Here is a 13623-nt window from a genome sequence, read left to right as displayed (position 1 = left end):
GGAGGCGACGCTGGAGGTCATGCCGGTCAGCCGGTAGCCCTCGATCTCTTCAGCGAACATGCCGTAGCCCTGGACGATGAGTCCGGCGAACACTCCGGCGGCGCTGCCGCGCAACTGGGTGGGATCGATGCCGGCCCGCTCTAACGCCTCCCATGCCAGCTCCAACAGCATGCGGTGCTGCGGATCCATCGCCAGTGCTTCGCTGGGGGCAATACCGAAGAACGCGGGGTCAAAGTCGGCGACGCCGTCCACGAAACCGCCCGTGCTTGCATAGGACTTGTGGGGCGTATCGGGGTCCGGGTCGAAAAGTCCAGCCAAGTCCCACCCGCGGTCGGTCGGAAAGTCCGACATCACGTCACGACCATCGGCTACCATCCGCCACAGGCCTTCTGGGGAGTCGATTCCGCCCGGGAAGCGGCATGACATCCCGACAATCGCGATCGGCTCGCTCGCTCGCTCCAGCAGCGCGCGGTTGGTGCGCTTCAGGCGCTCAACCTGGACCAGCGCCTTGCGCAACGCTTCAGTTGCATGCTGGAGTTGATCAACCATTGCTAACCTCGCCTAACCTTGCCTAGCCCACTCGTCGTCTCTGACCGCCGGGTGCGGCTTTCGCCGAATCACAGATGTTGCTGCACGAAGCGGCTCGTCGTTCCTTCGACCAGCGTCGTTTTTCGACCGGCGTCGTGCTGCGCTCCGACCGAAGGTTGTCGCTGGTGAGTATCGCCAACTTGGGCAGGATTTCAAAACGTCGGATACTCCCAGCTATACGCGGACCAGCCGGGTGCCCCGGGCGCCAAGGTGGCCGACTGAACGGTGGACTCGGTTCTCGGTGCGCAGTGACGCTTCTTGCTTGGGTACACCGGGACCGTCGTCCCTGGCGTGACTTTACCCGCCCCGCCAGGGTCTAACAGCTAAACACCCACCCGGCGCCAGCCATCGGCGGCCCGCGCCACGCGGAGCAACTCCGCGCACAGCTCGCGCAGTTCGGTTGTGCCGGCGCCTTCGTTGAGCGCGGTGGCAACGTCCTCGGCTGCACATCGCACCTGATAGACCCGGTCGGAGAGGTCGGCCGCCTCGTCAGCCGATAACACCACCGCATCGGCGGGCAGGGTGGTCAGGGCCCCGGCATCGCCCCGAGTCATCATGGCTCGCTGCTCGTAGGCCCGCTGGCGACACGACTGTCGACAGTATTGTCGGCGACGACCCATTCCGGCATCGGTCACGTCACGCCCACACCACCGGCAGGGTCGAGGCCGGGCACGTCGACTAACGAGACTCACGCCTGCGAACATTAGTCTGCTGCGGACCGGGATCCCGGTATCATTAATGACCGCGTCGCGCACTGGGGCACAGCCCCGGGAACTACGCAGCCCGCGGCAGCGTTTGCTAGTGCGGAGACATTCAACGGATTCAGAGGAGTAGCGCCGATGGCTGATCGCGTCTTGAGAGGCAGTCGACTCGGGGCCGTGAGCTACGAGACTGACCGCAACCATGATCTGGCACCGCGTCAGATCGCACGGTACCGGACCGACAACGGCGAGGAGTTCGAAGTTCCGTTCGCCGACGACGCCGAGATTCCCGGCACCTGGCTGTGCCGCAACGGCATGGAAGGCACCCTCATCGAGGGTGACCTGCCCGAGCCGAAGAAGGTCAAGCCACCGCGTACGCACTGGGACATGCTGCTTGAGCGTCGCTCGGTCGAGGAACTCGAGGAGCTGCTCAAGGAGCGTCTCGAGCTCATTCGGTCGCGTCGGCGCGGTTGATTCGGGCGCCGGCTCGTTAGGCGCGGCTAGCTCGCGCGTGGTCACCTTTACCGGCAAGTCGGCCCTTGACGCCCCATCGCGTGACTTTGAACAGCGCCTCGCGGATGTTGGATCCACTCATTTTCGATACGCCGATCTCGCGCTCGGTGAAGGTGATCGGAACTTCGACGACCACGAACCCGCTGTTGACCGTTCGCCACGTCATTTCGATCTGGAAGCAATAGCCCTTCGAGTCGACGCCGGCGAGATCGATCGTTTCAAGCACTTCACGACGGTATGCGCGATAGCCAGCGGTGATGTCGTGCACCCCGATACCCAGCGCGAGTCGTGAGTAGGTGTTGGCCGTCTTCGACAGGGCCAGGCGCCGCCACGGCCAGTTGCGTACCGTCCCCCCCGGAACGTAGCGCGAACCGATGGCCAGATCAGCTCCGGCATCGACGGCATCGAGCAGGCGATTCAACTGCTCAGGAGCGTGGCTGCCGTCGGCGTCCATCTCGACAAGCACCAGGTACTCGCGACTCAGGCCCCAGGCGAACCCTTCCAGATAGGCTGCACCCAGGCCGTTCTTGACAGTGCGATGCAAGACATGAGTGCGGCTGGAATCGGTCTGAGTCAGCTCGTCCGCAAGTTGGCCGGTGCCGTCGGGACTGTTGTCGTCGACGATGAGCAGGTCCACCTGGGGGCATGCATCCCTCAGCCGCCGGTGGATCAGCGGAAGGTTCTCCCGTTCGTTGTAGGTGGGGATGATCACTAGCGTGCGCTGGCTGGGACGAATGCCCGGAACTTCAGGCGCAGGTTGGCCGGTGGTCATGTAGCTCCTTTGTCTCGCCCCGACTCAGGTACGTGATGGCTGACCGCGTCGGGCAGTGGGTCTTTGGCAGTCTCCGCCTTGCACCCGGACTCGTTCGGCAGCGCCGCCCCCGAGTCATCAGATGCCCCCGAGCGCCCGTCCGAGTCGTCAGCACTCCGGAGTCCGGACCGCCGACGCGTCGGACGCGGGAACCACCCTAAGAACCAACCATTGTGCCGCATCGCGACAACAATGACCGCGGCAGCTGCCCCGGCTAGGATCCACTGCAGGATCGGACCCCAGCGAGTTGCGGGCGTCAGCCCGGTCTTGAGGCGTACCTGGGTGTCCAGATAGGCAGGTTCGAAAAAGTCCGTACGAACCAGCTCGCCGCCGTCTGGGGCTATCACCGCGCTGATCCCGGTGGTGCCGGCGACCAGAACGTATCGGTCGTGTTCGACGGCGCGTAGCTTGGCGAATGCCAGTTGCTGTTCACTCATGGCCTTGGTGAAGGTGGCGTTGTTGCTGGGCACGGTTAGCAGCTGCGCGCCGTTGCGGACGGCTTTTCGCGGGGCGCGGTCGAAGATCACTTCCCAACAGGTGGACACCCCGACCGGTACACCCGCGATACGTACCACACCGGAGCTGGCGCGGGGCACGAAGTTACCGGCCCGGCTGGCGTAGCCGGAAAGGTGCCGGAAAAGCCACGGCATCGGCAGGTATTCGCCGAACGGCTGCACGATTTCCTTGTCGTGGCGATCAGCCGGTCCGGTGCCTGGATTCCAGACGATCACCGTGTTGGTTAATTCCGGGTTCTGCAAGTTCCCTGGAAGGTCTAGCACGGTGCCGACCAGAATTGGCGCACCGATCGCCGCGGCCGCCTGCGAAATCTGCTGAGCAGCGTCGGGGTTGAGCAGCGGGTCGATGTCCGAGGAGTCCTCCGGCCAGACGACGAAATGTGGTTGCGGGGCACTGCCGGCGCGGACATCCTCGGCCAGTCGCAGCGTCTCCCGCACGTGGTTGTCGAGCACCGCTCGACGTTGCGCATTGAAATCCAGACCCAGCCGAGGGACATTGCCCTGAACGACCGCGACGGTGACCGTGGGTTCGTTGCCCGCCCCCGCGCCCGCATGACGTACCTGCGGCCAGACCATGGCAGCGGCGAATAGCACCAGGCAGATGCATATTCCGGGGAGCAGCACCGCCGGCGGCTTGGTGTCGGACCTGTGGGAAGCAGACTTGTCGGTCCACCACTGCTGGATCTCCAACGCGATTGCCGTCAAGCTACATCCCACCAGCACAACTCCTGCCGAGAGCAGTGCGACTCCGCCGAGTTGAACCAAAGGCAACAGGGGACCGTCAGCTTGTCCGAACGCCACCGACCCCCACGGGAATCCGCCGAAGGGAATGATCGCCTTCAACCATTCCTGCGCTGCCCACATCAGGGCAAACCAGATTGGCCAGCCGGGCAGCCGGCGTACCACGACGGCGAACAGGCCGAAGAGACCGGGAAACGTCGCAGAGAGCGTAGCCAGCACCAACCATGGCATGGGCCCCACCAGCGAGCCGATCCACGGCAGCAACGGCACGTAGAACGCCACACCGAAGAGGAAGCCGTAGCCCAGCCCACCCAGCGGGGTGGTGCCAGGCTGCATGAGCACCCAGGCCAGCAGTGCGAGCGCGACGATAGCCGCCCACCACCAATTGGTCGGCGGGAAGCTGGCGTACATCAGCGCTCCGGCTCCGACGGCGACCACCAGTCTCAGTAACCGCGGCTGCAGCGCAGCCCATAGGGCGGGGAGCCGCCGGCGTACGGCGGCACCGAGCCCGGCCGCGACACCTGGACCGGCAGCCGGATCGTTGGCAGGTTCACTGAGCGCCGCCGAGTCGGCCTGCGGTTCGGGAGCGATGTCGGTGGACTCGGCTTTGGGGTCCACCGCGTCAATGAGGGCACGCCGTCTCTTGCGATCCAGCCAATGCCTAGCCATAGATGACCGCACCCCGATGCACGGTTTGGCGGCAACGTGGCAACGCATCGTATGGACCCAGCCGCGGCAGCGCGGGCACCCCGGATCGCGGATCGGTCGACCAGCGCTGGACGGCATGGCGCGGTGCACTGAGGTGCAAGGTGTCGGTATCCCACACGGCATAGGAGGCCGGCGCACCCGGGACGAGCGTGCCGGTCTTGTGGTCGCGGACGCCGCCGGCCCGCCAGCCTCCGCGCGTCGCCGCAGCGAACGCCGCCCGCGCCGACACCGCGCTGCCCGGCGTGTGGTGATTGACCGCGGCGCGCACCGTCTGCCACGGCTCGAAGCCGGTCACAGGCGCATCGGAACCGAGGGCGAGGGGCACGCCTTGGGATGCTAACAGCGCGAGCGGGTTGAGCCGGCTACCTCGGTCGCGTCCAAGACGTTGGGCGTACATGCCGTTGGCGCCGCCCCATCGGGCGTCGAAGTTGGGCTGCACGCTGGCGATGACTCCCCAGGCACCCAGCTTGGCCGCCTGCTCGGCGGTGACCATTTCCATGTGCTCTAGGCGGTGACCGCACCGCGCAACGGCGACTACTCCGAGGTCTGCCACGACGCGTTCGAAAGCTGCTACTACCGCCGACACCGCGGCGTCGCCGATGACGTGAAACCCGGCGGTCACTTCCGCCTCAGTACATGCCCGCAGGTGCGCTTCGATAGCGTCGGGGCTGAGGTAGCAAGTGCCGGTATGGGTGGGCGCGTCGGAGTAGGGCTCGTGCAACCAGGCGGTGTGCGATCCAAGGGCCCCGTCGACAAAGAGGTCACCGGCCAACCCGTGTGCGCCGGTCTGCTCGATAAGCGCTCGGGCTTGAGGAGATGTGGTTACCGCCTCACCCCAATAGCCGATGACCTCCACGCCGTGGTCGAGTGCGTGCAGCTGCAGCCAGTCGTCGAGGCCACCGATTTCGGGGCCGGCACATTCGTGCACCGCGACGATGCCGCAGGCAGCCAGCGCCTGTAGCGCCGCCACCCTGGCTTCGGCGAGCTGCGCTTCGGTCAGCAAGTCGCGAGCAGCGGTTCGGACCCGGTGGTGCGCGTCGCCGGTCAGCGGCTGCTGTGGCGCGAACCCGGCGGCGGCCGGCAATTCGGGCAGCAGCCGCCGCAGACCCGACGAGGCCAGCGCCGAGTGCACGTCCACCCGGGCAAGGTAAGCGGGCCGGTCGCCGACCACGGCGTCCAGCTCCGCGGTGCTGGGCTCTGTCTTTTCCGGCCAGGCCGACTCATCCCAGCCGTGACCCCACACCGGCTGACCTGGGTGAGCCGCCGCATAGTCGGCCACCATCTGCAGACATTCCGCACGAGAGCGTGCAGTTCGCAAATCCAGCCCGCTGATCGTGAGACCGGTCGCGCTCAGGTGGATGTGGCTGTCCACGAAGCCGGGCGCGACGAAAGCGCCGTCGAGATCCGCCACGTCGGCGTCGGGAAACTGGTTGCGGCCGACATCGTCGCTGCCCAGCCATGCGACGACGTCGCCGCGCACTGCCATGGCGGTAGCGTCCGGGTGGGTGTGGCTGTACACCCGGCCGTTGACCATCAGCCTGGTGGGAATCTGCGTCACAGCGCAAAAGTACGTTGGTCCGACGGCATGTCAGAGCGAACCTGGCGACGCTGCGGGACGCGCCGGGGTTTCGCGCCCTGTGTCGAACGCAACGGGCGGCAATGTCGGAGGGTCTCCGTCAATCACGTCGATGACCTCGCCGTCGATGAAGTCACGATCGTCGGGGCTCTCGCGGCGATTGAACGCGCCTGCGAAGGTGGCCGCCGTCGCTGCCGTCAGCGGTACCCGCCGCAGGAAACCCCGCACCGCCAACGCGGTCAAACCGGGGCGGGCGGCGGCCCGTATCGGCGGCGCCAGCAGCAACAGCCCCGCCGCTGTGGTGACCAGGCCGGGAACCAGCACCAAGCCGGTGGCCAGGGCGACCAGCGCACCGTCGCTGAGCGCACTGTGGGGTTCCCGCCGGCCCGACTTCCAGTGCAGGAGCTGACGGCTAAGCTGCCAGCCGCCCATTGGAGCCCAAAGGACCAGCCCTAGCACGAACGTGGCCAGCAATACCACCAGCGTCCAACCAAACCCGATCGTCGCCGCCAGCCCGATGGCGGCCATCAGTTCGACAACGGCGTAGATAAGGAGCATTCGACGTAGCATGTGACGCCAACGTCTGCGAGAAGCGCCGGAGTTCCGCGTCCGGTCGCGGCTCGGCCGCAGTTCGATGACACGATGACGACGATTGAAATCGATTGAAATCGACACGCCGCCGAACCCATCGATGCGCTACTGGGTATTCCGGTGGAGGAGGCTGTGCCCATTGCAGCGCCGCGGACCGGCCAAACATGCCGGCTCCCAATTAGGCCGAGGCTTCGGAAGCGAATCAGGAGTCGGCCGACCATCTAATATTTCGTTACTTAGGGCCAGCAAGCCGGCAATCAGGACCAGTGGGGAGACGACCATGCGTGCTGGGCGCATCAGCGCGAGCGCTGCTGTTGCTTCTATCGGCATAGCAGCCGTGGCGAGCTTTGCACCCAGTGGGGCTTACGCCGAACCGTTCAGCCCCGCCGAACAGGAGATTGTCCAGTTGCTCCCCGCTGGCTATAAGGCCAGCTCGTGCACGCGCGCCACGAATCCTTTTCCGGACTCGATCGCTAGCCTGGACTGCACCGATGACACCAATTCCGACACCCCGGACTACGCTCGCTTCACGCTCTACAACAATGTGGACGCGCTGACAGCCGACTTCTTTTCGACCGCCAAGAGCATGGCGGTGTCATCGTGTCCGGGGGGTAACGCCTCGCCGGGCGCCTGGAATTACGCGTCGAACCCCGACCGGCCGGGCGGCAAGATCGTGTGCGGCAGCGTCGAGGACCGGGCTGACCTGGCCTGGACCCGCGAGGCTCAACTACTACTGGCCACGGTCAACGGCGGGTCTGCTCTCAATGATCTGTACCGGTGGTGGGAGCGCTATGGCGGTTCGGCCGGGTCTTGAGCCGGGTCACTAGGTCCTGCCCGCTCGTAAGGATTGGGCGGGTTGCGGGAATAGAGACTGCGGAATCCCTTACCCGTCGGCAGTGGCTAGCTGTGGGCCACCCTGAGCTCGAGTCCGACATTGTTTTCCATACCGCCCCGCAGCTTGCTGACGAAGCTGAAGACCTTGCCTAAGATTCCGTACCGTTTGCCGATCGCGTCGTAGACGGCGCCGGTCTGCGACTTGTCGAGGATGGACGCGGTGCCCTCGACAGCTTCGCTCTTTGGGCGACCACGCATGTCACAGATGGCCATCGTCACCCGCGGGGTGTTGCGGATTCGCTTGAGCTTCCACGACTTTCCCTCGGTGATGACCAGCAACCGATCGCCGTCGGCGGCGGCCCAGATCGGCGTCGGCTTGGGCCGGCCGTCCTTCGTGAACGTGGTCAGCAGGATGTATTGCGCCTTAGTGAGATCGGCGAAATTTGGGGTCACGGGTGCCAACCTACCCCGTGAGCAGACACAGAATCGCACGCGAACGGCCCGCGCAGTGCGATTCTGTGTCTGCTCGGCAAGCTCAGCCCTCCAGATAGCCTTCGGTTTCCAAGAGCACCTGGCGCAGGCCGTCGAGCGTGTCCGATCCGGGGTCGGCCCACAAGCCGCGCCCGGCTGCTTCCAGCAGGCGTTCGGCCATGCCATGCAGCGCCCACGGGTTTGACTCAGCCATGAACTTTCGGTTCTCCGGGTCAAGCACATAGGACTCGGTGAGCTGTTCGTACATCCAGTCGGCCATCACCCCCGCAGTGGCGTCGTAGCCGAACAAATAATCGACGGTGGCGGCCATCTCGAAGGCGCCCTTGTAGCCGTGGCGGCGCATCGCGGCCATCCAGCGGGGGTTGACCACCCGTGCCCGAAACACTCGGGTGGTCTCCTCCGACAGCGTGCGAGTGCGGATCGCGTCCGGCCGGGTGTTGTCGCCGATATACGCGGCTGGCGCCTGACCGGTCAACGCCCGCACGGTGGCCACCATGCCACCGTGGTACTGGAAGTAATCGTCGGAGTCGGCGATGTCGTGTTCGCGGGTGTCGGTGTTCTTGGCCGCCACGGCGATGCGCCGGTATTGCCGGTTCATGTCATCGGTGGCGGGCCGACCATCCAGGTCACGTCCGTAGGCGAATCCGCCCCAGGCGGTGTACACCTGCGCCAGGTCGGCGTCGTCGCGCCAGTTCCGGCTGTCGATCAGCTGCAACAATCCTGCGCCATAGGTACCCGGTTTGGATCCGAAGATCCTTGTGGTAGAACGCCGTTCGTCGCCGTGCTGGGCAAGGTCAGCCTGGGCGTGGGCTCGCACATAGTTTTGGTCGGGAGACTCGTCGAGACCGGCCACTAGACGCACCGCATCGTCAAGCATGGTGACGACATGCGGGAAGGCGTCGCGGAAGAAACCGGAAATTCGTACTGCGACGTCGATGCGCGGCCGGCCTAGCTCGGCCAGCGGGATCGGTGCCAAGTCGACGACCCGCCGGGAGGCTTCGTCCCAGACCGGCCGAACGCCCAGCAGAGCAAGCACTTCGGCAATATCGTCGCCGCCGGTGCGCATCGCCGAGGTGCCCCACACTGACAGGCCAACCGACTGCGGCCATCGACCGTAGTCATCGCGGTATCGGGTCAGCAGTGAATCGGCGAGTGCCACGCCGGCTTCCCACGCCAGCCGGGAGGGTACCGCTTTGGGGTCGACGGAGTAGAAGTTGCGCCCGGTCGGTAGCACGTTGACAAGTCCGCGCAGTGGCGACCCCGACGGCCCGGCCTGGATGAACCGGCCATCCAAAGCCCTTAATACTTGGTTGATTTCGGAGTCGGTACCGGCCAGCCGTGGTACCACCTCGGTGGTGGCGAACCGTAGCACCGCTGCAACGTCGGGTTGGGCGGTAAGTCTGTCGACCGCATCGGAATTCCACCCGGTGGCCTGCAACGCCGCGAGTAACTCGCGAGCGGTGGCCTCGGCTTGGTCAACCGATGACCGTTCGTCGGTGCCGTCTTCGGACAGCCCGAGCGCCTGACGCAAGCCGGGCAGCGCATGCTTGCCGGCGAACAGCTGACGGGCGCGCAAGATGGCCAGCACCAAGTCGAGTTCGGTCTCCCCCGTTGGTTTTTGCCCGAGTATGTGCAAGCCGTCGCGGATCTGCACGTCCTTGATCTCGCACAGCCAGCCGTCGACGTGCAGCAGCATGTCGTCGAACGAGTCTTCAGCCGGCCGCTCGGTCAGTCCTAGGTCGTGATCCATCTTGGCGGCCCGGATCAGCGTCCAGATTTGCTGGCGGATGGCCGGCAGCTTGGCCGGATCCAACGCGGCCACATTGGCGTGCTCGTCGAGCAACTGCTCCAGACGCGCGACATCGCCGTAGGTTTCGGCCCGGGCCATGGGTGGGATCAGGTGGTCGACCAGCACCGCGTGGGCTCGCCGCTTGGCCTGGGTGCCCTCGCCCGGGTCGTTGACCAGGAACGGGTAGATCAGCGGCAAGTTGCCTAACGCAGCGTCGGATCCGCAGGCTGCCGACATGCCTAACGTCTTGCCCGGCAGCCACTCCAGGTTGCCGTGCTTGCCCAGATGGACCACGGCATGGGCTTTGAATCCGGTGTCCAGCCAACGGTAGGCGGCCAGATAGTGGTGGCTGGGCGGCAGGTCGGGGTCGTGATAGATCGCCACCGGGTTTTCGCCGAAGCCGCGCGGCGGCTGGACCATGAGCACCAGGTTGCCCGATTGTATTGCGGCGATGACGATTTCGCCTTCAGGATCGTTGCTACGGTCGACGAAGAGGTCACCAGGCGGCGGCCCCCAGTGCTGGGTGACCGCGTCGGCCAGACCGGTAGGCACGGTAGCAAACCAGTTTCGATAGTCCTTGGCGGACACCCGGATGGGATTGCCGGCCAGCTGGCCCTCGGTGAGCCAGTCGGGGTCTTGGCCGCCGCGTTCGATCAGGGCGTGCATGAGAGCGTCACCGTCATCGGAGTCGACACCCGGCACATCGCCCACCTGGTAACCGCGGTCACGCATTACCCGCAGCAGAGCGACCGCGCTGGCCGGGGTGTCCAGGCCGACCGCGTTGCCGATGCGGGCATGCTTGGTCGGGTAGGCCGAGAAGACCAACGCCACCCGCTTGTCGGCGGGTGCGACGTGCCGCAACCGGGCGTGTCGGACCGCCAGACCGGCCACTCGTGCACAGCGCTCGGGGTCAGCGACGTAAGAGATCAAGCCGTCGTCGTCGATCTCCTTGAACGAGAACGGAACTGTGATAATGCGCCCGTCAAACTCGGGCACGGCAACCTGAGTGGCGACGTCGAGCGGGCTCAGTCCGTCATCGTTATCGCGCCACTGATCGCGGCAGCTGGTGAGACACAAGCCTTGCAGGATCGGAATATCCAGGGCCGCTAGGTGTTCGACATTCCAGCTGTCGTCGTCGCCGCCAGCGGACGCAGTGGCCGGCTTGACTCCCCCGGCGGCCAAGACGGTAACCACCATCGCGTCAGCGTCACCGAGCGCGTGCAGCAGCTCCGGCTCGGCGGTGCGCAGCGACGCGCAGTAGACGGGCAGCGGCCGCCCGCCGGCGTGTTCGATCGCCCGGCACAGCGCCTCGACGTAGGCGGTATTGCCGGCCAGGTGCTGCGCGCGGTAGTACAGCACCGCGATGGTGGGGCCATCGGTGTTTTCGGTCTGCGGTAACACCAGTTCACCCCAGGTCGGGGTTTGCACCGGCGCGGTGAATCCGAAGCCGGTCATCAACACGGTGTCGCACAGGAAGGCGTGCAACTGGCGCAGGTTGTCCACCCCGCCGTGCGCCAGGTAGATGTGCGTTTGCACCGCAATGCCCGCCGCGAGTGTGGAACGGCCAGTCAGTTCGGCATCGGCGGCTTGCTCACCGCTGACCAGCACCGTCGGCACACCACTGCGGATGACAGTGTCGATACCGTCTGGCCAGGCGCGGTAGCCACCGAGGATCCGCACCACCGCGATCGAGGCGCGCTCGAGCAGCTCAGGCAGCTCGGCATCGGATAGCCGTGACGGGTTGGCCCACCGGTAGTTTTTGCCGCTGGAACGCGCGCTGATCAAGTCGGTGTCGGACGTTGACAACAGCAGGACGGTCGGCTCAATCACCCACCATTCGTACCGCAGTGCCGGCGCACCGCCAATTTGTGGGTAACGAGGCCGGTTGTATCTGTCGCCGAAAACGACGGCAGGTCAGCTGTGCGATCGCCATATGCGAGTCACGAATCCTTCACCATTGCCTCGACACCGTGACGACAATTGGCTAAACTGCGCTCCTTCTTCTGGCAAATTCCGGTTTGTCTCGCACATGCGCAGCCGATATTCCATGCGCGGCGGACCCTCGACGAGCAGGTCAGCGGCGACCCGCAGCCAGTGTCTCTGCGGCACAAGCTGCTTCGTCCGATGTCGGCCTGACGGCCGGGTCGAGTACACGCAGGTCGAGGCGCGGTGCTCACTAGGAGATCCCGGCATGTATCGAATCCAATTCACACGCGAGTTGCGTGTTTTCTCAGATCTGCCCGGCGCCAACAAAGTACACTTTCGTGCCGAAATAGACCGTATGCGTATCCGTATCCGTCAACGCATTTAGGAGAACGAGTGACTTTCTTGGTGGCAACGCCAGAATTCATGGAGGTGGCAGCCAAGGATCTGGCGGCGGTCGGTTCGGCAATCGCTGAAGCCGCTGCAGCGGCGGCGGTACCGACCATGCAGTTGGCCCCGGCCGCTGTCGATGAGGTGTCGGTGGCGATCGCGGCGCTGTTTCGGCAACACGCGCACAGCTATCAGGCCGTGGCTGCCCAGGCCGAGCATTTTCGCGCCCAGTTCGTTAACACTTTGGTGGTCGGCACGCAGGCTTATTCCGCTGCCGAATCTGCCAACGCGCAGCAGGCTTTGCTGAGTGTGATCAACACGCCCACGCAAGTGCTGTTGGGGCGCCCGCTCATCGGTAACGGCGCCAACGGCGCCCCGGGAACAGGACAGCACGGCGGGGCTGGCGGCATCTTGATCGGCAACGGTGGGGCCGGTGGGTCGGGCACGGACGGCGTCAACGGCGGGCCGGGGGGTAACGGCGGTGCCGCCGGGCTGCTGTTCGGCTCCCCCGGCACCGGCGGAGCCGGCGGAGCCGCTACCGGTCCCGGCGGCGTTGGGGGCACCGGCGGGCAAGGCGGGATGGCTGGCTTGCTGAGCCCAGGCGGGGTTGGCGGTGCCGGCGGCATCAGCAATGGCGGAATAGCCGGTGGAGCCGGCGGAGCCGGCGGCCTTGGGCTGTTCGGCGACGGCGGCATGGGTGGCATTGGAGGGCGGGCCCTTACCGGCGATGGTGGGCCTGGTGGAGCCGGCGCGGCGAGTCTGCTCTTCGGCAATGGCGGGGCCGGCGGATTAGGCGGGCACTCTGTCGTGGCGAATGGCGGGGTTGGTGGAGCAGGCGGCGCGGGCGGCGCACTCTTCGGCGACGGCGGCGCGGGCGGTGTCGGCGGAAACGGGGCTCCCCTACCCGGCATCGCCGGCGGAGCGGGCGGCGCGGGAGGCGCAGCGGGTGTGTTGTTCGGCGACGGCGGCGTCGGCGGCGCTGGCGGGGTCGCCGGCGGGGACGGCGGGGACGGCGGGGACGGCGGGAAGGGCGCCGCACTTTTCGGCGCGGGCGGCGCCGGCGGCGACGGCGGCGCCAGTTTCGTCAATGGCGGCGCCGGCGGCAACGGCGGGCGCGCTGGAGTGTTGGGCGGCTCTGGTGGCGCCGGCGGGCAAGGCGGCTTCGCCCAAGGCGTAGGTGGCGGCGCGGGCGGGACGGGCGGAGCAGGGGCCAACGCGGGCCTGCTCTTTGGCGACGGCGGGGTGGGCGGCTCCGGTGGTGCCTCCCCCGATGGCTCCGGCGGCACCGGGGGTAAAGGCGGCAATGGCGCCGGTTTCTTCGGAAACGGCGGCCACGGGGGCGACGGCGGGCCTGGCGCCGGCAAAGTCGGCCTAGCAGGAGGAGCTGGGGGCGCGGGCGGTAACGGCGGCGTGTTCTACGGCAATGGCGGAACCGGCGGCACCGGCGGGGG

9 protein-coding genes and 1 pseudogene are annotated in these 13623 nt (G+C 66.3%); 3 read left to right on the top strand and 7 right to left on the bottom strand.

Going from position 1 to position 13623, the window contains the following annotated elements:
- Both F0Q45_RS19785 and F0Q45_RS19780 read right to left on the bottom strand, forming a co-directional pair.
- On the bottom strand, positions 1 to 549 hold a 549-nt coding region (locus F0Q45_RS19785; RefSeq protein WP_149655557.1), incomplete at its 3' end, for a beta-ketoacyl synthase N-terminal-like domain-containing protein.
- A gap of 362 nt (positions 550 to 911) precedes the next feature.
- Positions 912 to 1292, bottom strand: coding sequence for a hypothetical protein (locus tag F0Q45_RS19780; RefSeq protein WP_188113041.1), 381 nt, complete (start codon positions 1290 to 1292; stop codon positions 912 to 914).
- Between the two features lie 135 nt (positions 1293 to 1427).
- On the opposite strand from F0Q45_RS19780, the gene rbpA reads away from it, so the two are divergent.
- Positions 1428 to 1763 carry an RNA polymerase-binding protein RbpA gene (rbpA, locus tag F0Q45_RS19775; RefSeq protein WP_149655556.1) on the top strand — a complete coding sequence of 112 codons (336 nt, stop codon included), beginning with the start codon at positions 1428 to 1430 and terminating at the stop codon, positions 1761 to 1763.
- A gap of 16 nt (positions 1764 to 1779) precedes the next feature.
- On the opposite strand, the pseudogene lnt reads toward rbpA, so the two are convergent.
- From lnt to F0Q45_RS19755, 3 genes and pseudogenes are all read right to left on the bottom strand, one after another.
- Positions 1780 to 4331: pseudogene (lnt, locus tag F0Q45_RS19765) on the bottom strand (apolipoprotein N-acyltransferase).
- A gap of 199 nt (positions 4332 to 4530) precedes the next feature.
- Positions 4531 to 6135 carry an amidohydrolase gene (locus F0Q45_RS19760; protein ID WP_149655553.1) on the bottom strand — a complete coding sequence of 535 codons (1605 nt, stop codon included), beginning with the start codon at positions 6133 to 6135 and terminating at the stop codon, positions 4531 to 4533.
- 30 nt (positions 6136 to 6165) lie between these two features.
- The gene (locus tag F0Q45_RS19755) at positions 6166 to 6723 is read right to left on the bottom strand and encodes an FxsA family protein (protein ID WP_149655552.1); all 558 of its coding nucleotides are present in this window, start codon (positions 6721 to 6723) and stop codon (positions 6166 to 6168) included.
- A 301-nt stretch (positions 6724 to 7024) separates the two neighbouring features.
- Here F0Q45_RS19755 and F0Q45_RS19750 point away from each other — a divergent pair, with 301 nt between their 5' ends.
- The gene (locus F0Q45_RS19750) at positions 7025 to 7558 is read left to right on the top strand and encodes a hypothetical protein (protein WP_188113040.1); all 534 of its coding nucleotides are present in this window, start codon (positions 7025 to 7027) and stop codon (positions 7556 to 7558) included.
- An 86-nt stretch (positions 7559 to 7644) separates the two neighbouring features.
- Here F0Q45_RS19750 and F0Q45_RS19745 read toward each other — a convergent pair whose 3' ends face one another.
- Both F0Q45_RS19745 and cobN read right to left on the bottom strand, forming a co-directional pair.
- Positions 7645 to 8031: a PPOX class F420-dependent oxidoreductase gene (locus F0Q45_RS19745; protein WP_149655550.1), complete on the bottom strand. Its 387-nt coding sequence runs from the start codon at positions 8029 to 8031 to the stop codon at positions 7645 to 7647.
- Between the two features lie 82 nt (positions 8032 to 8113).
- On the bottom strand, positions 8114 to 11689 hold the full coding sequence (cobN, locus tag F0Q45_RS19740) for a cobaltochelatase subunit CobN (protein ID WP_149655549.1): 3576 nt from the start codon (positions 11687 to 11689) through the stop codon (positions 8114 to 8116).
- A gap of 489 nt (positions 11690 to 12178) precedes the next feature.
- On the opposite strand from cobN, the gene F0Q45_RS19735 reads away from it, so the two are divergent.
- Positions 12179 to 13623 (top strand): PE family protein (locus tag F0Q45_RS19735; RefSeq protein WP_149655548.1); only part of this gene is annotated, 1445 nt, incomplete at its 3' end.

Origin of the sequence: Mycobacterium simiae (genome assembly GCF_008370645.1) — a bacterium.
Lineage (GTDB): Bacteria > Actinomycetota > Actinomycetes > Mycobacteriales > Mycobacteriaceae > Mycobacterium > Mycobacterium simiae_A.
This window is presented reverse-complemented; position numbering and strand designations above follow the sequence as displayed.